The sequence below is a fragment of the Bacillus sp. FDAARGOS_1420 genome (assembly GCF_019344915.1).
Classification (GTDB): domain Bacteria; phylum Bacillota; class Bacilli; order Bacillales; family Bacillaceae_G; genus Bacillus_A; species Bacillus_A mycoides.
This window is the reverse complement of record NZ_JAHWJB010000002.1, coordinates 2,914,229-2,935,275: the sequence shown is the minus strand read 5'-3', so window position 1 is coordinate 2,935,275 and position 21,047 is coordinate 2,914,229. Positions and strand designations below refer to the sequence as shown.

Annotated in this window: 19 protein-coding genes; 18 read left to right on the top strand and 1 reads right to left on the bottom strand. The window is 37.4% G+C overall.

Annotated elements, in window-relative coordinates; translation table 11 throughout:
• Position 1: 1 nt before the first annotated feature.
• The 7 genes from rlmN to spoVM all read left to right on the top strand — a co-directional run bounded on the left by rlmN (position 2) and on the right by spoVM (position 6,552).
• Positions 2-1,090, top strand: coding sequence for a dual-specificity RNA methyltransferase RlmN (gene rlmN / locus I6L50_RS25145; protein ID WP_002014500.1), 1,089 nt, complete (start codon positions 2-4; stop codon positions 1,088-1,090).
• 4 nt (positions 1,091-1,094) lie between these two features.
• Positions 1,095-1,847, top strand: coding sequence for a Stp1/IreP family PP2C-type Ser/Thr phosphatase (locus tag I6L50_RS25140; RefSeq protein WP_002137950.1), 753 nt, complete (start codon positions 1,095-1,097; stop codon positions 1,845-1,847).
• Positions 1,848-1,855: 8 nt separating this feature from the next.
• Positions 1,856-3,829, top strand: coding sequence for a Stk1 family PASTA domain-containing Ser/Thr kinase (pknB, locus tag I6L50_RS25135; RefSeq protein ID WP_002088215.1), 1,974 nt, complete (start codon positions 1,856-1,858; stop codon positions 3,827-3,829).
• 270 nt (positions 3,830-4,099) lie between these two features.
• Positions 4,100-4,981, top strand: a complete 882-nt coding sequence (gene rsgA / locus I6L50_RS25130) for a ribosome small subunit-dependent GTPase A (RefSeq protein ID WP_002088214.1) — start codon at positions 4,100-4,102, stop codon at positions 4,979-4,981.
• A gap of 2 nt (positions 4,982-4,983) precedes the next feature.
• Positions 4,984-5,628: a ribulose-phosphate 3-epimerase gene (gene rpe, locus I6L50_RS25125; protein WP_002014505.1), complete on the top strand. Its 645-nt coding sequence runs from the start codon at positions 4,984-4,986 to the stop codon at positions 5,626-5,628.
• Between the two features lie 96 nt (positions 5,629-5,724).
• Complete coding sequence (locus tag I6L50_RS25120; RefSeq protein ID WP_002088210.1) at positions 5,725-6,405, top strand: thiamine diphosphokinase; 681 nt, start codon at positions 5,725-5,727, stop codon at positions 6,403-6,405.
• Positions 6,406-6,471: 66 nt separating this feature from the next.
• The gene (gene spoVM / locus I6L50_RS25115; protein WP_001213599.1) at positions 6,472-6,552 is read left to right on the top strand and encodes a stage V sporulation protein SpoVM; all 81 of its coding nucleotides are present in this window, start codon (positions 6,472-6,474) and stop codon (positions 6,550-6,552) included.
• 73 nt (positions 6,553-6,625) lie between these two features.
• Here spoVM and rpmB read toward each other — a convergent pair whose 3' ends face one another.
• Entirely contained in the window at positions 6,626-6,814 is a 189-nt protein-coding gene (gene rpmB, locus I6L50_RS25110; RefSeq protein ID WP_000124776.1) for a 50S ribosomal protein L28, read from the bottom strand.
• Positions 6,815-7,192: 378 nt separating this feature from the next.
• On the opposite strand from rpmB, the gene I6L50_RS25105 reads away from it, so the two are divergent.
• The 11 genes from I6L50_RS25105 (at position 7,193) to ftsY (ending at position 20,918) form a co-directional block, all read left to right on the top strand.
• A complete protein-coding gene (locus tag I6L50_RS25105) occupies positions 7,193-7,555 on the top strand; it encodes an Asp23/Gls24 family envelope stress response protein (RefSeq protein ID WP_002014507.1) in 363 nt (120 codons plus the stop codon).
• A gap of 22 nt (positions 7,556-7,577) precedes the next feature.
• The gene (locus I6L50_RS25100) at positions 7,578-9,254 is read left to right on the top strand and encodes a DAK2 domain-containing protein (protein WP_113936790.1); all 1,677 of its coding nucleotides are present in this window, start codon (positions 7,578-7,580) and stop codon (positions 9,252-9,254) included.
• 424 nt (positions 9,255-9,678) lie between these two features.
• On the top strand, positions 9,679-11,727 hold the full coding sequence (gene recG / locus I6L50_RS25095) for an ATP-dependent DNA helicase RecG (RefSeq protein ID WP_219303418.1): 2,049 nt from the start codon (positions 9,679-9,681) through the stop codon (positions 11,725-11,727).
• An 88-nt stretch (positions 11,728-11,815) separates the two neighbouring features.
• Positions 11,816-12,409 (top strand): transcription factor FapR, encoded by a 594-nt coding sequence (gene fapR / locus I6L50_RS25090; RefSeq protein WP_000747354.1) that lies wholly within the window; start codon positions 11,816-11,818, stop codon positions 12,407-12,409.
• The gene (gene plsX / locus I6L50_RS25085; RefSeq protein WP_002088207.1) at positions 12,406-13,398 is read left to right on the top strand and encodes a phosphate acyltransferase PlsX; all 993 of its coding nucleotides are present in this window, start codon (positions 12,406-12,408) and stop codon (positions 13,396-13,398) included. Before fapR ends, plsX begins: the two co-directional genes overlap by 4 nt.
• 14 nt (positions 13,399-13,412) lie before the next feature.
• The gene (gene fabD / locus I6L50_RS25080; RefSeq protein ID WP_219303417.1) at positions 13,413-14,357 is read left to right on the top strand and encodes an ACP S-malonyltransferase; all 945 of its coding nucleotides are present in this window, start codon (positions 13,413-13,415) and stop codon (positions 14,355-14,357) included.
• The gene (gene fabG / locus I6L50_RS25075; RefSeq protein WP_219303416.1) at positions 14,357-15,097 is read left to right on the top strand and encodes a 3-oxoacyl-[acyl-carrier-protein] reductase; all 741 of its coding nucleotides are present in this window, start codon (positions 14,357-14,359) and stop codon (positions 15,095-15,097) included. Before fabD ends, fabG begins: the two co-directional genes overlap by 1 nt.
• Positions 15,098-15,166: 69 nt before the next feature.
• Positions 15,167-15,400: an acyl carrier protein gene (gene acpP, locus I6L50_RS25070; protein WP_002014515.1), complete on the top strand. Its 234-nt coding sequence runs from the start codon at positions 15,167-15,169 to the stop codon at positions 15,398-15,400.
• A 58-nt stretch (positions 15,401-15,458) separates the two neighbouring features.
• A complete protein-coding gene (rncS, locus tag I6L50_RS25065; protein ID WP_113936793.1) occupies positions 15,459-16,196 on the top strand; it encodes a ribonuclease III in 738 nt (245 codons plus the stop codon).
• Between the two features lie 148 nt (positions 16,197-16,344).
• Positions 16,345-19,914, top strand: coding sequence for a chromosome segregation protein SMC (gene smc, locus I6L50_RS25060; RefSeq protein ID WP_219303415.1), 3,570 nt, complete (start codon positions 16,345-16,347; stop codon positions 19,912-19,914).
• Positions 19,915-19,928: 14 nt separating this feature from the next.
• On the top strand, positions 19,929-20,918 hold the full coding sequence (ftsY, locus tag I6L50_RS25055) for a signal recognition particle-docking protein FtsY (protein WP_002088200.1): 990 nt from the start codon (positions 19,929-19,931) through the stop codon (positions 20,916-20,918).
• The last annotated feature ends 129 nt before the right edge of the window (positions 20,919-21,047 follow it).

The following is a 21,047-nucleotide window of genomic DNA, read 5'->3' as shown; positions in this document are numbered from 1 at the left end:
CATGGAAACGACTGTAAAAAAACAAAAGAAAAATCTAGAAACAAAGAAACCATCAATTTATTCTTTACAACTTCATGAAATGCAAGATTGGTTAAAGGAACAAGGGGAACCTAAGTTCCGTGCAGGACAAATTTTTGATTGGCTATATAAAAAACGTGTAAAAAATTATGAGGATATGTCAAACCTTGCTAAAGGATTGCGCGATAAATTGTCGAATTCCTTTGATATTACAACTTTAAACACTTTAGTAAAACAAACGTCTTCGGATGGAACGATTAAATTCCTATTCCAGTTATATGATGGGTACTCTATTGAAACTGTACTAATGCGACATGAATATGGAAATTCCATTTGTGTAACAACACAGGTGGGTTGCCGCATTGGCTGTACATTCTGTGCATCTACACTTGGTGGATTAAAACGAAACTTAGAGGCTGGAGAAATTGTAGCGCAAGTAGTAGAAGTTCAGCGTGCGCTTGATGAAACAGAAGAACGTGTAAGTTCTCTTGTTGTTATGGGAATTGGAGAACCATTTGATAATTATGATAACTTAATGTCATTCTTACGCATTGTAAATCATGAAAAAGGAATTCATATTGGTGCAAGACATATGACAGTTTCAACAAGTGGAATTGTTCCAAAAATTTATAAGTTCGCTGAAGAAGATATGCAAATTAATTTTGCGATTTCATTGCATGCTGCAAATACAGAGATACGTTCAAAATTAATGCCGATCAACCGTGCTTATAAGCTACCTGATTTAATGGAAGCTGTTAAATACTATGTAAATAGAACAGGGCGTCGTATTACATTTGAATATGGCTTATTTGGAGGAGAAAATGACCAAGTTGAGCACGCTGAAGAACTTGCTGCGCTCTTAAAAGGTGTAAAATGTCATGTAAACTTAATTCCGGTAAACTACGTGCCAGAACGTGATTATGTACGTACGCCACGAGAGCAAATTTTCTTATTTGAAAAGACGCTAAAAGATCGTGGAGTGAATGTAACCATTCGCCGTGAACAAGGTCATGATATTGATGCAGCCTGCGGTCAGTTGCGTGCAAAGGAGCGCAAAGAAGAGACGAGGTGACTAGATGAAAGCCGTGTTTCTATCGGATAAAGGAAAAGTTCGTCAACATAATGAAGATAGTGCAGGAGTTTTTCGCAATTTAGATGGAAATATTTTAGCGGTAGTAGCAGATGGAATGGGAGGTCATCGAGCTGGCGATGTAGCTAGCTCGATGGCTATTCAATTATTCCATGATTATTGGAAGCAAACGCATAATATGAATGAGCCTAAAAAGGTAGAAAAGTGGTTACATACTAACGTTGGAATTATTAATGAGCGCATATATGCTTACTCTCAGCAGCATGTAGAATGTAATGGCATGGGAACAACGGTTATCGTGGCGATTTGTACACCTAGTTTTGTAACAATAGGTCATATAGGAGATAGTCGTTGTTATATGGTATCAGAGGGAGAAATATCGCTTGTAACGGAAGACCACTCACTTGTAAATGAACTTGTTAGGCACGGTGAAATTTCAAAAGAAGATGCAGAATATCACCCGAAAAAGAATGTTCTGTTAAGAGCGTTAGGAACAGAAGAAAAAGTCGGACTAGATGTTAAAACATTGGTGCTCGAAGAAGACGATCAATTGCTTCTTTGCTCTGATGGATTGTCTAACAAAGTCCCTATGGCTGATATGCAACAAATTTTACAATTGAATGAACAGCTCGAGGCGAAGGGAGAGCATCTCATTCAATTAGCAAATGATCGTGGTGGAGAAGATAATATTACCCTCGTTATTATTGATTATACGGATTCGACAAACGAAAGTAGGTGAAGTGCAACGTGCTGATTGGAAAACGCTTAAATGACCGTTATAAGCTGCTGAAAATGATTGGCGGTGGAGGAATGGCCAATGTATATTTAGCTCATGATGATATACTTGGTCGAGATGTAGCGGTAAAAATATTAAGACTCGACTATTCAAATAATGAAGAGTTTATTAAACGTTTCCATCGAGAAGCGCAATCTGTTACAACGTTGTCGCATCCAAATATTGTGAATATGTATGATGTTGGGGAAGAGGATGATATATATTATCTTGTAATGGAATATGTACCTGGACGAACATTGAAGCAATACATAATTGATCGAGGGATGTTACCGATAGGAGAGGCTCTTGATATAATGGAGCAGTTAACGTCCGCTATGGCACACGCCCATCATTTTGAGATTGTACATCGCGATATTAAACCGCACAATATTTTGATTCGAGATGACGGAGTGGTCAAAGTAACAGACTTTGGAATTGCGACAGCTACAAGTGCAGCAACGATTACACATACAAATTCGGTGCTCGGTTCGGTGCATTATTTATCACCAGAACAAGCGCGCGGCGGTATAGCGAATAAACAATCAGATATTTATTCACTTGGAATTGTTATGTTTGAATTGTTAACAGGAAGACAACCGTTTTCTGGTGAATCTGCTGTTGCAATTGCGTTAAAACATTTACAAAATGAAATGCCATCTCCAAAAAGATGGAATGAAAATATTCCACAAAGTGTTGAAAATATTATATTAAAGGCAACTGCGAAAGATCCGTTCCATCGATATCAATCTGCTAACGCGATGAAACGAGATATTGAAACAGCACTATACCCAGAACGAATAAATGAACAACCATTTTACATACCAGAAGATATGGAAGCAACGAAAGCGATTCCAATTATTCAACAAGAACAACTATTTCAAAATGTAAGTGATGAAACGATTGTATTAAAAGGAAGTAAAGTGGATGAACAAGTAAGAAAAGAAGAGACCAAATCAGGTAAGAAGAAAAAGCGAAATAATAAATGGCTGAAAGTTTTAATTACAACATTTTTACTTTTAGCGATAGGGATAACCTTAGCACTTACTGTTATTCCAGGCTTCTTTATTCCGAAAGATGTGAAGGTTCCTGATGTGGCTGGTATGAAATATACGACAGCTGTAAATACATTAGTTGAAAAAGGTTTTGAAGTTACTGAACCTAATCTTGTATATACAGATGATGTTGAAGCCGGAAAAGTGATAAAAACAGATCCTATAGCAGGAAGAGTAGTGAAAGAAAACTCTAAAATTACTATCTATCAATCAGGTGGGAAAAAGAAAAGCAAGATGCGTGATTTGACAGGAAAAGATTTCGAGAGTATAAGAGCTGAGTTAGAAGAAAAATATAAACAAGTTACAATAAATTATATTGAAAATGATAAGCCGAAAGGTGAAATTGTAGAGCAAATACCAACGCCTGATCAAATGGTTATAGAGGCAGAACAAGAACTGAAAATTTGGGTAAGTAAAGGACCTTATCAAATAAGACCAGGTGACTTTTCAGGATGGACTGAAAATAGTGTAAAAGGTTATTTAAATGAAAGAAAGCTTGTTTCTGATATAAAAAGAGAGTATTCAGATACGGTTGATAAAGGTCTTGTTATTTCACAGTTACCAAAGCCTGGGACACCTTTAAAAGAAGGAGATAAAGTATCGATTGTTATCTCCGATGGTCCGAAGCCTAAAGTGACGAAAACGGTAAAAGTGGATAACATTTCTATCCCATATGAAGCTTCTGCAACAGGTGAGAAAAAGCCGCAAACAATAGAAATTTATAAAGAAGATATGCAGCAAAAAATGGATAAACCAGTTGAAACGAGAACAATTACTGAGTCAGCGATTATTTCTTTAGAATTTGTAATTCAAGAAGGTGCAAAGGGACACTATAAAATTGTCCGAGATGGAGTAACGATTATGGACAAGGAAGTACCATATCCAGCTCAATAATAGTGAATTCCATCGTCCTTATATAGAAGATGGAATTTATTACTCTTGCCTGTTATGCTGTCTACATCGTGGACTGTATAACAGGCAAAAATATATGATTCAAAAAGCTGTAAAAGTGATACTGTTGTAAATAATATTTCAAATTTGATGGTAGATTAAATATATGAACCTGGATATATATTTGGTGGGCTTTGAAATAATTGTTTAAAGAACGCTAGTCTATTCATATTTAATTGCAGTTTCATTTTATACAAAATAAAGGAGAATTATATGCCAGAAGGAAAAATTGTAAAAGCTCTAAGTGGGTTTTATTATGTGCAGAATGAGGAAGGGATTACACAATGTCGTGGGCGTGGTGTATTTAGAAAGAATAAAATTACGCCACTTGTAGGAGACCAAGTTGTTTTTCAAGCGGATAATCCGAGTGAGGGTTATGTGTTAGAAGTATTTGATCGGAAAAATGAACTTGTTAGACCTCCTATTGCTAATGTTGATCAAGCTATTCTTGTTTTCTCAGCGGTAGAACCAGATTTTAATCCAGGACTGTTAGATCGATTTTTAGTATTAATTGAATATCATAACATCAAACCAATTATTTGTATTAGTAAGATGGATTTAGTAGATGAAAAAATGAGAGAAACTGTTGAATCTTATGCAAATGATTATCGTGAAATGGGTTATGATGTGTTGTTTACTTCTATAAATACATCGGAAAGTATTGATATTCTGAAACCATTCTTAGAAGGTTGTATTTCCGTCGTTGCAGGCCAATCTGGTGTTGGGAAATCTTCAATGCTAAATGTATTACGTCCAGATTTAGAATTGAAAACTAATGATATTTCTTCACATTTAGGACGTGGAAAGCATACGACAAGACACGTAGAATTAATTACAGTTGGAAGCGGACTTGTTGCGGATACACCTGGTTTTAGTTCGCTTGATTTCATAGATATAGAGGTAGAAGATCTTACATATTGTTTTCCAGAGTTGAAAGAAGCGAGCCAATACTGTAAATTTAGAGGGTGTACACACCTTGCTGAACCGAAATGTGCGGTGAAAGCTGCGGTTGAAGAAGGAAAGATTACCGAATATCGTTATAAGAATTACAAACAATTCGTAGAAGAAATTAGAGAGAGAAAGCCGAGGTATTAGTCATGATTAAAATTGCACCATCGATTTTATCAGCAGATTTTTCAAGATTAGGGGAAGAGATTAAAGATGTAGAAAAAGGCGGAGCTGACTACATTCACGTCGATGTAATGGATGGGCATTTCGTACCAAATATTACGATTGGACCATTAATTGTAGAAGCAATCCGTCCGATTACATCATTACCGCTAGATGTACATTTAATGATTGAAAATCCTGATAACTATATCCCAACTTTCGCAAAAGCGGGAGCGGATATTATTACTGTTCACGTAGAAGCGTGTCCTCATTTACATCGTACAATTCAGTTAATTAAATCTCATGACATTAAAGCAGGGGTTGTATTAAATCCGCATACTCCAGTTTCAACGATTGAGCATGTATTAGAAGATATAGACATGGTATTACTTATGACAGTAAACCCTGGATTTGGCGGACAGAAGTTTATTCATTCTGTATTACCGAAAATCAAACAAGTTGCAGAAATGGTTAAAGAGCGAAATCTAGAAGTGGAAATTGAGGTTGATGGTGGTGTCAACGCTGAAACGGCAAGACTTTGTATTGAAGCAGGAGCGAATGTTCTTGTAGCGGGATCAGCAGTATACAATCAAAAAGACCGCGGTGAAGCAATTCGTGTAATTCGCGGATAAAGAACGAACCTTTATCCTAGTGAAGCTTCTAGTTCATTAAGACTTCACTATTTATACATGTTAGAGTGACAAATAAGGAGAAAGGCAATCTACCGAATGGCAGATTGCCTTTTTACAATAGAAGGGGAAGGAAAAATGATTATTCATATTTTAGCGGGAGGACCTGCAGAATACTGCGCAGATTTTTCTCGGTATGAAAATGAAGAAGTAGTTTGGGCGGCCGTTGATAGAGGAGTGTACCGTTTGTTGAAAAGAGGGATCACTCCGGCTGTTGCGTTTGGGGATTATGATTCAGTTACTGATGAGGAATTAGCATGGATGAGGCAGCAAACAAATGAATTACATATTGTCCCGCGAGAAAAAGATCAAACAGATTTAGAAATTGCAATTAGCTGGGCTTTAGAACAGAAACCAAAGTTAATTCGTATTTTTGGTGCTACTGGTGGAAGACTTGATCATGGTTTAGCAAATATTCAGATGCTTTTAAAGGGATTAGAAGTAAACATAGAAATGTGTATTGTGGACAATAAAAATGAAATAATGGTGAAAAAGTTTGGTATGTATATAATTGAAGGAAACGAACATTTTCCATACGTATCATTTGTACCAGTTACTGAAAGGGTAGAAGGTATTACACTTCACGGTTTTAAGTACCCTCTTACTAATAAAACAATAGAGTGGGGATCGACACTTTGTATTAGTAATGAACTCATTGAGGAAAAAGGTAATTTTTCATTTACTTCTGGCATATTAATGATGATAAGAAGCACTGATTGAAGAAACAATTTTGCTCCTTGCATCATATAGTGAACAAGTGGAGTAATGGGGATTAGGAGGGAAACCATGAGATTTTATACAATTAAGTTACCTAAATTTCTTGGTGGAATTGTTCGTGCGATGTTAAATACCTTCAAAAAAGACTAAAAAAAGCACCTATTACCGGTGCTTTTTCCAATGGTATAATAAAAAAAGAGCCTAGCGGCTCTTTTTTTTATTATTAAACACGTTCGATTTTGCCAGATTTTAATGCTCTAGCAGAAACGTAAACACGTTGAACTTTTCCGTCGATGCGTACGCGAACTTTTTGAAGGTTAGCGCCCCATTTACGTTTTGTAGCGTTCATTGCGTGAGAACGAGAGTTACCAGAACGAGCTTTTCTTCCAGTGATAGCACAAACACGAGCCATTTATATTTCCCTCCCTTAACTACCGTAACATACGTAATTTTTCAATGTTAGTCTTTTATGCGATGCTAAAAACACTACTATAATTTAACACAACTAAAAAGAGAATGCAACACCGTAGGAAAAAGAAATCAAGAAAAAATACTTGACACTATATGTCAATGAAGAAAAGGTGAAATCAAGAAAAATTGCTTGACATATTATAGTGGTACATGTTGTATAATAACAATGGACTATTTTGCTCATCATAAAAAAATGTAATTTAAAACATAAAATATGAGAGTGAAAAAGAAAGAACGATGGAATTTTCTTTAAAAAGATTATATGATAGTAACTAAAGTAGTCTAGCTCACTTTCACCATTTATGAAGGGGGAAACGAGATGTCAATTGAAATTAAAACGAAGTACGGTCAAATTGATATTAGTACAGATGTAATTGCAACAATTGCTGGAGGTGCCGCAGTAGATTGCTACGGTATCGTAGGCATGGCATCAAAAAATCAGTTAAAAGATGGATTAACAGAAATTTTACGAAAAGAAAACTTCACTAGAGGCGTTATTGTTCGTAAAAATGAAGATGAAGTACATATTGATATGTATATTATTGTGAGCTATGGTACGAAAATTTCAGAAGTAGCACATAACGTGCAGACTAAAGTGAAATATACATTAGATCAAACTGTAGGACTAGCAGTAGATTCTGTAAACATCTACGTACAAGGAGTTAAAGTAATAAACTTGTAATGTGCATTAAGGAGGAAAATCTGTGTCAATTCAAAAAATTGATGGAAAACGTTTATCACAAATGATCATTCAAGGAGCCAATAATTTAACAAATAATGTTCAGCTTGTTGATGCATTAAACGTATTCCCAGTTCCAGATGGCGATACCGGTACAAACATGAACTTATCAATGACTTCAGGCGCGCGTGAAGTGAAAGCAAATCCTTCACAGCATGCTGGTAAAGTTGGTGTAAGTTTAGCCAAAGGATTATTAATGGGAGCTCGTGGTAACTCTGGGGTTATTTTATCTCAGTTATTCCGTGGTTTCTCTAAATCCATTGAACAAAAAGAAGAATTAACGACAGTTGATTTTGCTGCAGCTTTAGAAGCTGGAGTAGAGGCAGCTTACAAAGCGGTTATGAAACCAATTGAAGGAACGATTTTAACGGTTGCAAGAGAAACGGGTAAATATGCAGTGACAGTTGCGAAAAAACAGCGCGACTTTGTTTTGTTTATGGAAGACGTTGTAAAAGAAGCGAACGCATCGTTAAATCGTACGCCAGATTTATTACCTGTATTAAAACAAGTTGGCGTTGTAGATAGCGGTGGTAAAGGTCTTGTTGTTGTATATGAAGGGTTTTTAGCTGACTTAAAAGGAGAAACGATTTCTTCTAATATGCCTGCCCAATCATCTATGAATGACATGGTACGTGCAGAACATCACCGTAGTGTACAAAGCCAATTGAGTACAGAAGATATTAAGTATGGATATTGTACGGAATTCATGGTGAAATTAGAGCCTGAAAAAATGAAGGAACATAATTTCTCTGAACAAAAATTCCGTGAAGATATTAGTGTGTACGGAGATTCACTACTTGTTGTATCGGATGATGAGGTTGTAAAGGTTCATATTCATGCGGAACATCCTGGAGATCCTATGAACTATGGACAACGTTACGGTAGTCTAATTAAGATCAAAGTAGAAAATATGCGTGAACAGCATACTGCTTTATTAGATGAACCTACCATGGTACCTGAACAAACGAATCAGCCAATAGAGAAACAACCGTATGGTATTGTAACTGTAGCTATGGGATCGGGTATTAAAACTCTATTTGAGAGCATTGGTGCAACGAAAGTTATCGAAGGTGGCCAAACGATGAATCCGAGTACGGAGGATATTGTGAAGGCGATTGAAGAGGCGAATGCTGAAAAAATCATCATCTTACCAAATAACGGGAATATCGTGATGGCAGCAGAACAAGCAGCGTCAGTTGTAGAACAAGAAGTTATTGTTATTCGTTCAAAAACAGTTCCTCAAGGTATGGCTGCAATGTTAGCATTTAATCCAGTTGGAACGCTAGAAGAGAATGAAGAAAACATGAAAGAAGCTTTAGCTCATGTGAAAACAGGTCAGATTACGTATGCTGTTCGTGATACGGAAATTGACGGTGTAGCGATTCAAAAAGATGATTTCATGTGTATTGCAGATGGAAAAATTGTATCTACAAATGCTGAGAAAGTAGGAGCTGCAAAGCAATTACTAGAAGCGCTAATTGATGAGGATTCTGAAATCGTAACGATTCTACAAGGTGAAGATGCAACAGATGAAGAAGTGGCTAAATTAGTTGCGTTTGTAGAAGAGAACTTTGAAGATGCAGAAGTAGAAGTACATGCAGGGAACCAACCGGTGTATTCTTTCATCTTCTCTGTAGAATAAGAAAAGATTCGATTTGAAAATAAATGGGTTACTTACTTGCTAATGGATAAGGAATAGTGATATGAAGTTTATTACTAGTTTTTATTCAAAAGGCTAGCATATTGATGATAGAAAAGAGCCTTGCTGCTAATAGTGAGGCTCTTTTCTTACGTATTGTACAACTTTGTTTTATCCCGCTATTTGTGGGCAGTAAAACTTCCACCCCCTATATTCGGCTGGAGCAAAGAAGTTAAGTGGGAGAATAACTGCCCGTAAACCCCCAATGATTATAGTTTCACTTTATATAGAGGGATTAGAGTAGTTTCTCTTAGAATGCCTATGATAGAATATATAAGGTGAAAGAGAGCGATTACAGATGTCAATGATATTAATGGATAATCAATAGAATGAATCAAAGAAAATAATGTGACGGAGCGTGAGAATCTTGAATGAAGTTGTACAAGTTCCTGTTACGGATGTAAAGGGAATCGGAGGAGAAACATCTGAGTTGTTACACGAGATGGGAATTTATACAGTTTCTCATCTATTAGAACATTTTCCGTACCGCTATGAAGACTATGCGATGAAAGATCTTGCTGAAGTAAAGCATGACGAGCGTGTAACGGTTGAGGGGAAAGTTCATAGTGCTCCTTTACTGCAATATTATGGGAAGAAGAAGTCACGTCTTACAGTTCGTGTTCTCGTCGGTCGTTATTTAATTACAGCTGTATGTTTTAATAGACCATACTATAAACAAAAGTTAAATTTAGATGAAACGGTAACGATTACTGGTAAATGGGATCAGCATCGCCAAACAATTGCTGTATCAGAACTGAATTTCGGACCGGTTGTACGACAACAAGAAGTAGAACCTGTATATTCAGTGAAAGGAAAACTGACAGTAAAACAGATGCGCCGGTTTGTTGCACAAGCATTTAAGGAGTATGGAGATTCTATAGTCGAAGTGTTACCAGATGGTTTGTTAAGTCGATATAAATTATTATCACGCTATGAAGCGCTCAGAGGGTTACATTTTCCAGTGGGACAGGAAGACTTAAAGCAAGCGCGTCGCCGTTTTGTATATGAGGAGTTTTTCTTGTTTCAGTTGAAAATGCAAACATTACGGAAAATGGAAAGGGAAAACTCGAAAGGGACGAAAAAGGAAATTTCATTAGTAGAATTGCAAGAGTTTACTGATGCGCTTCCGTTTCCATTAACTGGCGCACAACGCCGGGTTGTAGATGAAATAATGAAAGATATGATATCTCCGTACCGAATGAATCGATTATTGCAAGGGGATGTAGGTTCTGGGAAAACAGTTGTGGCTGCGATTGCTCTTTATGCGGCGAAATTGGCTCATTATCAAGGTGCTTTGATGGTTCCTACAGAAATTTTAGCCGAGCAACATTATCAGTCGCTCGCGGAGACGTTTTCACATTTCGGTATGAAGGTTGAATTGCTAACAAGTTCTGTTAAAGGTGCGAGACGTCGAGAAATTTTGTCGAGATTAGAACAGGGAGAAGTAGACATCCTTGTTGGAACGCACGCTTTAATTCAAGACGAAGTTATATTTCATAGGTTAGGTCTCGTTATTACCGATGAACAGCATCGATTTGGTGTGGGGCAGCGCCGGATTTTACGTGAGAAAGGTGAAAGTCCAGATGTATTGTTTATGACGGCGACCCCAATCCCGCGTACGTTAGCTATCACTGCATTTGGAGAGATGGACGTTTCTATTATTGACGAAATGCCAGCTGGTAGAAAGGTAATCGAAACGTACTGGGCAAAACATGATATGTTAGATCGTGTCCTCGGCTTTGTGGAGAAAGAGATAAAAAAAGGAAGACAGGCATATGTTATTTGCCCTCTTATTGAAGAGTCTGAGAAGCTTGATGTACAAAATGCTATCGACTTACATAGTATGCTGACTCATCATTATCAAGGGAAATGCCAAGTTGGATTAATGCATGGGAGACTATCATCTCAAGAAAAAGAAGAGATAATGGGACAGTTTAGTGAAAATAAAGTGCAAATTCTTGTGTCGACAACAGTTGTTGAAGTAGGCGTGAATGTACCAAATGCGACTGTTATGGTTATTTATGACGCGGAACGTTTCGGTTTATCGCAGCTCCATCAGCTGAGGGGGCGTGTTGGGCGTGGTAGTGAACAATCATATTGTTTATTAATTGCGGACCCGAAATCAGAAACAGGAAAAGAAAGAATGCGCATTATGACTGAAACAAATGATGGATTTGTATTGTCAGAAAAAGATTTAGAGTTACGAGGTCCTGGGGATTTCTTTGGAAGTAAGCAAAGTGGTCTACCAGAATTTAAGGTTGCTGATATGGTACATGATTATCGGGCGTTAGAAACGGCAAGACAAGATGCAGCGATACTAGTTGATTCAGAAGCGTTTTGGCATAATGATCAGTATGCTTCGCTGCGTACTTATCTTGATGGGACAGGTGTGTTCCAGGGAGAGAAGCTCGATTAAAAGTAGTCTGCAAAAGTTTTTGTTGCATTCTACTTTTAATGATTATATACTACTTTTAGTACCTAGTCATAAAAATGGATGGTGCGGTATGAAAAAAAGAAGAAGTAAAAAAGAAAGACAAGAATTATTACAACAAACAATAGAAACGAATCCTTTTATAACGGATGAAGATTTAGCGGAAAAATTTCAAGTGAGCATACAAACTGTTCGTCTTGATCGTATGGAATTATCTATTCCTGAATTAAGAGAACGAATTAAGCATGTGGCTACAAAACAACATGAAGAAGATGTGAAATCTTTACCGTTAGAAGAGGTTGTCGGAGAAATTATTGATATAGAATTAGATAGACATGCGATTTCTATCTTTGAAGTAAAGGTGGAACATGTATTTAAAAGAAATCAAATTGCTCGTGGGCATCATTTGTTTGCACAAGCAAACTCACTAGCTGTTGCGGTTATTGATGAAGAATTAGCTTTAACTGCAAAGTCCACCATTCGATATATTCGTCCTGTAAAATTAGGAGAGCGTGTTGTTGCAAAAGTACGTGTTGAAGATGTAGAGAATGATAAAGGACGGACGGTTGTCAAAGTGCGTAGCTTTGTTGGAGAAGAACTTGTCTTTACAGGCACTTTTGAAATGTATCGATCTAGTAATTATAGTGAGGAAGGTAACAACTTATGAAAATCGCAATAGATGCAATGGGCGGCGATCATGCACCAAAGGCTGTAGTATTAGGAGCAATGAAAGCTATTAAGGAATACTCAGATTTACATATTACGTTAGTAGGGAAAGAAGAGGGGATTCGTCAATATTTAACGAGTGAAGAGCGAATTACTATACTTCATACGGACGAAAAAATCGAATCGACAGACGAACCAGTAAGAGCGGTTCGTCGAAAAAAACAAGCTTCAATGGTACTAGCGGCGCAGCAAGTAAAAGACGGCGTAGCGGATGCTTGTATATCAGCAGGTAGTACAGGAGCTTTGATGGCAGCTGGATTGTTTGTTGTTGGTCGTATGGAAGGAATTGAACGACCAGCTTTATCGCCTACAATGCCAACTGTTGATGGAGAAGGTTTTGTTATGTTAGATGTTGGAGCCAACGTTGATGCAAAACCAATTCATTTATATCAATATGCAGTAATGGGCTCTGTTTACGCAGAGAAGGTAAGAGGAATTAAAAATCCACGCGTTGGACTTTTAAACGTTGGAACAGAGGATGGTAAAGGAAACGAGCTTTCAAAACAAGTCTTTGCTATGCTCAAGGATGCACCAATTAATTTCGTTGGAAACGTTGAATCAAGAGATTTATTGCAAGGTGTAGCAGACGTTGTTGTATGTGATGGTTTTACGGGTAATGTAGCGCTAAAATCATTAGAAGGAACAGCACTTGCGTTATTCTCTATGTTAAAAGAACAATTAATGAGTTCGTTTACGAGCAAATTAGCAGCAGTGGTATTAAAACCAAAACTTATGGTATTGAAAGATAAAATGGATTATTCGGAGTATGGAGGAGCGGCGCTGTTTGGATTGAAAGCTCCTGTCATTAAGGCTCACGGTTCTTCTAATGACCAATCGATATTTAGTGCGATCCGTCAAACGAGAGAAATGGTAGCGAAAGAAGTAATTCCTACAATTTCAAGTGTAATGGAGAAGGAGCCGCTTCAATAAGAGGAGGATTTGAAATGGGAAAAATAGCATTTCTTTTTCCGGGCCAAGGTTCACAGGCAGTTGGAATGGGTAGACAGTTAGCGGAGAATAATAAAGAGGTTGCGAAAGTGTTTGCAAAAGCGGATGAGGTTTTGCATGATTCTCTTTCAGAAGTGATTTTTGAAGGACCGCAAGAAAATTTAACATTAACGACAAATGCGCAGCCGGCACTATTAACAACGAGCTTTGCAATTTTAACAGCTTTGAAGGAGTATGATATTACACCTGATTTTGTCGCAGGACATAGTTTAGGTGAATATAGCGCTCTTGTAGCTGCTGGTGCATTAACATTCGAAGACGCTGTATATGCTGTAAGGAAACGCGGGGAATATATGGAAGAAGCTGTTCCAGGCGGGGAAGGTGCAATGGCAGCTATTTTAGGTGCGGATCCGGATATGCTGAAACGAGTTACAGCAGAAGTAACAAGTGAAGGATATGCAGTACAAATTGCTAATATGAATAGTACGAAGCAAATTGTTATTTCTGGAACAAAGCAAGGAGTAGAACTTGCTTCTCAAAGAGCGAAAGAAAATGGTGCTAAAAGAGCAATTCCGCTCAAAGTAAGTGGACCGTTTCATTCCTCGCTTATGAAACCAGCTGCTGAGAAATTCCAAAGTGTTTTAAATGAAATTACAATTCAAGACACGAATATTCCTGTTATTGCAAATGTTACGGCAGATGTTATTACGAGTGGTACAGATATTCAAGCAAAGCTAATTGAACAGCTCTATTCGCCTGTATTATGGTACCCATCTATTGAGTATATGGTGAATCAAGGGGTAGATACATTTATTGAAATCGGACCTGGAAAAGTACTTGCTGGTCTTATGAAGTCGATTGATTCTTCAGTGAAAGCATATGCGGTATATGATGAAGAGACATTAAAAGATACCATTTCAAATTTGAGAGGAGAAAGCTGATGTTAAAAGGGAAAGTAGCATTAGTAACTGGTGCTTCACGTGGGATTGGTCGTGCGATTGCTATTGATTTAGCGAAACAAGGGGCAAATGTTGTAGTAAATTATGCTGGTAATGAGCAAAAGGCGAATGAAGTAGTTGATGAAATAAAGAAATTAGGTCCAGATGCCATTGCAGTAAGAGCAGATGTTGCAAATGCTGATGATGTTACTGCAATGGTGAAACAAACTGTAGATACGTTTGGACAAGTGGATATTCTTGTAAATAACGCTGGTGTAACAAAAGATAATTTATTAATGCGTATGAAAGAAGAAGAATGGGATACAGTTATTAATACAAACTTAAAAGGTGTTTTCTTATGTACGAAAGCAGTATCGCGCTATATGATGCGTCAACGTCATGGACGTATTATTAATATCGCTTCTGTTGTTGGTGTAACAGGAAACCCAGGACAAGCAAATTATGTTGCTGCTAAAGCTGGTGTAATTGGATTAACAAAAACATCAGCAAAAGAATTAGCGAGCCGAAATATTACTGTAAATGCAATTGCTCCAGGGTTTATTGCGACTGATATGACGGATGTATTAGATGAAAATATAAAAGCCGAAATGTTAAAATTAATTCCTGCAGCTCAGTTTGGAGAAGCACAAGATATCGCAAATACTGTAACGTTTTTTGCTTCTGATCAAAGTAAATATGTTACAGGTCAAACGTTAAATGTTGATGGCGGTATGGTAATGTAATAAAAGAATCGATTTCACCTAGTTTTTTTGGACAATATTTTATATAATATTTGAGGGGAGGTGAATAGAATGGCAGATGTTTTAGAGCGTGTAACCAAAATTGTCGTTGATCGTTTAGGAGTAGAAGAAACTGAAGTAGTACCAGCTGCAAGCTTCAAAGAAGATTTAGGCGCAGACTCCCTAGATGTAGTAGAACTTGTAATGCAATTAGAAGATGAATTTGAAATGGAAATTTCTGATGAAGATGCTGAAAAGATTGCTACTGTTGGCGATGCTGTGACTTACATAGAGAGTCATCTATAATGCTTAAGTGAAGTCCCGTTTTTTAACGGGGCTTCTCGGCTTATATCTGGAGGGACCTATGCCGTACCGAAAACATAAAGAAAAAAAATACGAAGCAAAATATCGTGAAGCTTTTAAAGTATTTCAAGAAAAGATAGGTATTACGTTTACAGATGAAAAATTATTGATTCAAGCATTTACGCATTCATCGTATGTGAATGAGCATCGAAAAAAACCGCATGAGGACAATGAGCGTCTTGAGTTTCTTGGCGATGCTGTATTGGAACTCACTGTATCACAGTATCTGTTTCAAAAATATCCGACAATGAGCGAAGGAGAGTTAACAAAACTACGTGCAGCTATTGTATGTGAGCCATCTCTTGTTCGTTTTGCAAACGAAATGTCATTTGGTAGCCTTGTTTTATTAGGGAAAGGTGAGGAAATGACGGGTGGACGTGAACGACCAGCTTTATTAGCGGATGTCTTTGAAGCGTTTATTGGTGCCCTTTATCTTGATCAAGGGCTAGAAACAGTTTGGGGATACTTAAAAGAAGTTGTATATCCAAAAATTAATGAAGGTGCTTTTTCTCATGTGATGGATTATAAGAGTCAATTGCAAGAATTGATTCAGCGTGATGGTAGTGGCAATATTGAGTATCAAATTTTGCAAGAAAAAGGACCGGCCCACAACCGAGAATTTGTGTCCCGTGTAACTTTAAATAATGAGGCATTAGGTCTTGGAAGTGGTAAGTCAAAAAAAGAGGCAGAGCAACAAGCTGCTGCAGAAGCATTGAAAAAATTAAAAGAACAATCATGAGGAATCCCCCTTTGAATGAGGGGGATTCCTTATGCATAGAATGAAACTTTCCTTTTATTTATAAATAAAAGGAGTGGGAAATCCGTATAGTAGTTTGTTTTCGTACAGACAACGTTTACAACAACGGAGAATAGGAGGAAGGCCTTTCGTGTTTTTAAAAAGATTAGAAATAGCAGGATTTAAGTCTTTTGCTGAGCGTGTATCTGTCGATTTTGTTCCAGGTGTAACTTCTGTAGTAGGACCTAACGGGAGCGGGAAAAGTAATATTACTGATGCAATTCGCTGGGTACTTGGTGAACAATCTGCAAAGTCATTACGCGGTGCAAAGATGGAGGATATTATTTTTGCCGGCAGTGATACGAGAAGAGCGGTTAATGTTGCTGAAGTTACATTAACTTTAAATAATGAAGACCAACGCTTACCGATTGAGTATAACGAGGTGTGTGTAACGCGTCGTGTATCTCGTTCGGGTGATAGTGATTTTTATATTAATAAACAATCTTGTAGATTAAAAGATATTATTGATTTATTTATGGACTCTGGTATGGGAAGGGAAGCTTTTTCGATTATTAGCCAGGGGAAAGTCGAAGAGATTTTGAGTAGTAAATCAGAAGAACGTCGTGGTGTATTTGAAGAAGCTGCGGGTGTGCTGAAATACAAACTTCGTAAAAAGAAAGCTGAAGGGAAATTGGCGGAAACACAAGAAAACTTAAATCGTGTACAAGATATTATTCACGAATTAAGTAGTCAAGTAGAACCACTAGAAAGACAAGCTTCTATTGCGAAAGATTATCTTGAGAAAAAAGAAGAATTAGAGAAAGTAGAAGCTGCGCTTATTGTACATGAAATTGAAGAATTACATGAAAAGTGGGAAGCGCTTCGAAATCAATTTGGGCATAATAAAGATGAAGAAGCTAAAATGTCGGCGAACTTACAAAAAAGTGAAGAAGAGCTTGAGGAATTACGCGGGCAATTACAAGCCGTTGATGAATCTGTAAATTCCTTACAAGAAGTTCTACTTCTGTCTAGTAAAGAACTAGAAAAACTAGAAGGGCAACGCGAGCTGTTAAAGGAAAGAAAGCAAAATGCAACGACACATTGTGCGCAGCTTGAAAAGCTAATTGTTGAGTTGACAGAGAAAACTACAAGTTATGATGGCGAAATTGAAACAAGTACAGAAGCTTTAATGCAATTTGTGAATCAAGTAAAAGAATTGGAGAAGAAATTGCATGATAACGAGCAATTACTTGCGACTTTTGCTGAGAATTTAGAGGAACAAATTGAGAATTTAAAAGGTGACTATATTGAACTTTTAAATCAACAAGCAAGTCTTCGTAATGAATTATCTATGATTGAAGAACAATCAAAACAGCAAAACTCTAAAAACGAACGACTTGATGAAGAAAATGAAAAGTATGTACAGATGCGTGTGGAAATTACAGCAAAAAAGGCGAAACTTGTAGACAGTTATGAGCAAGCGAGAGAGAAAATAGCTGGCATTATTTCTAACATACAGAAGACAGAAACGGCACTTGGGAAATGTAAGTCACAGTATAGTGAAAATGAAACGAAACTGTATCAAGCGTATCAATTTGTGCAACAGGCGCGCTCTCGGAAAGAAATGTTAGAAGAGATGCAAGAGGACTACTCTGGCTTCTATCAAGGGGTACGTGAAGTATTAAAGGCTAGAGAAAATAGACTACAAGGTATTGAGGGAGCTGTTGCAGAACTTCTGACCGTGCCGAAAGAATATGAAATCGCAATGGAAATCGCCCTTGGGGCAGCGATGCAACATATCGTAGTACAAACAGAAGAGCATGCTCGTAATGCAATTGCATTTTTAAAGCAAAATAAACATGGCCGTGCAACGTTTTTACCTCAAGCTGTTATTAAAAGCCGATCGCTATCATTTGATCAATTACGCATTGTGAATCAGCATCCATCGTTTGTCGGTGTAGCGGCAGAACTTGTGCAGTACAATAATAAATATGAGAATGTAGTTTCAAGTTTATTAGGTACAGTTGTTGTTGCGAAAGATTTACGCGGAGCAAATGAGTTAGCGAAACAACTGCAATACCGCTATCGTATTGTAACACTCGAAGGTGACGTAGTGAACCCGGGTGGTTCTATGACGGGTGGAGCTGTAAAACAGGCGAAATCCTCTTTATTGGGACGTCAACGTGAACTGGAAGAGTGGACTAAGAAACTAACTGACATGGAAGAAAAAACAACGAAGCTAGAAAACTTTGTTAAAGCAGTAAAGCAAGAGATTCAAGAAAAAGAAGTACAAATACGAGAGCTACGCCAAGGTGTAGAGACCGAACGTGTAGATGAACAGAAGCTAAGAGAAGAAATTAATCGTTTAGAATTAGATGAACATCGTATTAATGATCGTTTATCGATTTACGATTTAGAGATTGAAGGATTTTTACAAGATCAAGTAAAAATGCAAGGGCGCAAAGAAGAGTTAGAAAAGATTTTAGCGACTCTTCAAGCTGAGATTGGGGAATTAGATAGCAAAATCGTCGTTTTAACGAAACAAAAAAGTGAACAATATTCTTCAAAAGAAAAAGTTCAGAAGGAAATGACGGAGCTAAAAGTACAAGCTGCTGAACAACAACAACGTTTGTCTAATCAAAAAGAAAAAGTCGAACGATTGACGAAGGAAAAAGAAGAGACTGATGCGACGCTTGTAAAAACGAAAGAAGATTTAGCGTTCTTAAAGCAAGAGATGACATCTAATTCAAGTGGCGAAGAACAAATTACGAATATGATTGAGAAGAAAGCGTATGATCGTAATCAAACTTCGGAGTTAATTCGTTCTCGTCGTGAACAACGCGTATCATTGCAAGAAAGAGTCGAGCATTTAGAGCGCGGTGTGAAAGAAACAATAGGTAAACATAAATATATTCTTGAGATGCTGAAAGATCAAGAAGTGAAAATTAACCGACTTGATGTAGAGCTGGAAAATAGATTGCAACATTTACGTGAAACATATACTATTTCATTTGAAGCAGCAAAACTTAAGTATACAATGATGATGCCTGCAGAAGATGCACGTAAAAAGGTGAAACTAATTAAACTATCCATTGAAGAGTTAGGCGCAGTAAATGTAGGGGCAATTGATGAGTATGAACGTGTAGCAGAGCGCCATACATTCTTATTAGAGCAAAGAGATGACCTAGAAGAAGCAAAATCGACATTGCATCAACTTATTACGGAAATGGATGAAGAGATGAAAAAACGCTTTTCTACTACGTTCGAAGGGATTCGAACAGAGTTTCAATCTGTATTCTCTGAATTATTCGGGGGCGGTAGAGCGGATTTAGTAATGACAAACCCAGAAGATTTACTAAATACGGGTATTGATATTGTAGCGCAACCACCAGGAAAGAAACTACAAAATTTAGGTTTACTTTCAGGGGGAGAGCGTGCTTTAACGGCAATTGCGCTCTTATTTGGTATTTTAAAAGTACGCCCAGTTCCATTCTGTGTTCTAGATGAAGTGGAAGCAGCTCTTGATGAGGCAAACGTTGCTCGTTTTGCGCAGTATTTAAAGAAATTTAGTGATGAAACGCAGTTTATTGTAATTACACACCGAAAAGGTACAATGGAAGAGTCTGATGTATTGTACGGTGTAACAATGCAAGAATCAGGGGTGTCGAAGCTTGTTTCTGTTCGTTTAGATGATGGCGAAGAACTTGTTGCAAGTAGATAGGAAGGATGGGAAGTATGAGCTTTTTAAAAAAATTAAAAGAAAAAATTTCAAAACAAACGGATACGGTAACAGAGAAGTTTAAACAAGGATTAGAAAAAACGAGAAATTCATTTGCTGATAAAGTAAATGACTTAGTGTACCGTTACCGCAAAATAGACGAAGATTTCTTTGAAGAATTAGAAGAAATTTTAATTAGTGCGGATGTCGGAGTTTCGACAGTGATGGAATTAATTGATCAGTTGAAAGAAGAAGTGCAACGTCGTAACATTCAAGATCCGAAAGAAGTACAGGCTGTTATTTCTGAAAAGCTAGTGGGCATTTACAAAGGTGACAGCGATTTTAGTAATGAAGTTAATATACAAGAGGATCAATTAACAGTAGTTTTATTTGTTGGTGTGAATGGTGTGGGGAAAACGACGACGATTGGTAAGCTTGCACATAAATTTAAATCAGAAGGTAAGTCTGTCCTATTGGCGGCAGGAGATACATTCCGTGCTGGGGCGATTGAGCAATTAGAAGTATGGGGCGATCGTGTTGGTGTAGAAGTAATTAAGCAAGGATCAGGATCTGATCCAGCGGCTGTTATGTATGATGCTGTACAAGCGGCAAAGGCCCGTAAAGTGGATGTATTGCTATGTGATACAGCGGGACGCTTACAAAATAAAGTAAACTTAATGAATGAGTTAGAGAAAGTGAAGCGTGTAATTGAGCGTGAAGTACCAGGGGCTCCTCATGAAGTATTACTTGTTATTGATGCAACAACAGGGCAAAATGGTTTAAGCCAAGCGAAAACATTCCGTGAAGCAACGAATGTTACTGGTATTGTTTTAACGAAGTTAGATGGAACTGCTAAAGGTGGTATCGTCTTAGCGATTCGTAACGAAATGGATGTTCCGGTGAAATTTGTTGGGCTAGGAGAGCAAATGGATGATCTGCAACAGTTTGATCCAGAACAATATGTTTATGGTTTGTTTGCGAACGTAGTAGAAACAGAAGAAGTGTAAGTGAAAGAAGTGGTATTTCCGCTTCTTTTTTTATAAAAATATGTGATGTTAAGAAAAAAACTTGACACTCTTTTATACTCCATGTAAACTAAGTCATGTAAAGGGAAATCACTTAACAAAGGATGATCC

Coding starts and splice junctions, on each gene's coding strand:
- rsgA (WP_002088214.1), top strand. CDS start 4,100: ATGCCAGAAGGAAAAATTGTAAAAGCTCTAAGTGGGTTTTATTATGTG.
- plsX (WP_002088207.1), top strand. CDS start 12,406: ATGAAAATCGCAATAGATGCAATGGGCGGCGATCATGCACCAAAGGCT.
- acpP (WP_002014515.1), top strand. CDS start 15,167: ATGGCAGATGTTTTAGAGCGTGTAACCAAAATTGTCGTTGATCGTTTA.
- ftsY (WP_002088200.1), top strand. CDS start 19,929: ATGAGCTTTTTAAAAAAATTAAAAGAAAAAATTTCAAAACAAACGGAT.
- fabD (WP_219303417.1), top strand. CDS start 13,413: ATGGGAAAAATAGCATTTCTTTTTCCGGGCCAAGGTTCACAGGCAGTT.
- I6L50_RS25120 (WP_002088210.1), top strand. CDS start 5,725: ATGGCAGATTGCCTTTTTACAATAGAAGGGGAAGGAAAAATGATTATT.
- fabG (WP_219303416.1), top strand. CDS start 14,357: ATGTTAAAAGGGAAAGTAGCATTAGTAACTGGTGCTTCACGTGGGATT.
- fapR (WP_000747354.1), top strand. CDS start 11,816: ATGAAAAAAAGAAGAAGTAAAAAAGAAAGACAAGAATTATTACAACAA.
- rpe (WP_002014505.1), top strand. CDS start 4,984: ATGATTAAAATTGCACCATCGATTTTATCAGCAGATTTTTCAAGATTA.
- rpmB (WP_000124776.1), bottom strand. CDS start 6,814: ATGGCTCGTGTTTGTGCTATCACTGGAAGAAAAGCTCGTTCTGGTAAC.
- I6L50_RS25105 (WP_002014507.1), top strand. CDS start 7,193: ATGTCAATTGAAATTAAAACGAAGTACGGTCAAATTGATATTAGTACA.
- I6L50_RS25140 (WP_002137950.1), top strand. CDS start 1,095: ATGAAAGCCGTGTTTCTATCGGATAAAGGAAAAGTTCGTCAACATAAT.
- rlmN (WP_002014500.1), top strand. CDS start 2: ATGGAAACGACTGTAAAAAAACAAAAGAAAAATCTAGAAACAAAGAAA.
- rncS (WP_113936793.1), top strand. CDS start 15,459: ATGCCGTACCGAAAACATAAAGAAAAAAAATACGAAGCAAAATATCGT.
- spoVM (WP_001213599.1), top strand. CDS start 6,472: ATGAGATTTTATACAATTAAGTTACCTAAATTTCTTGGTGGAATTGTT.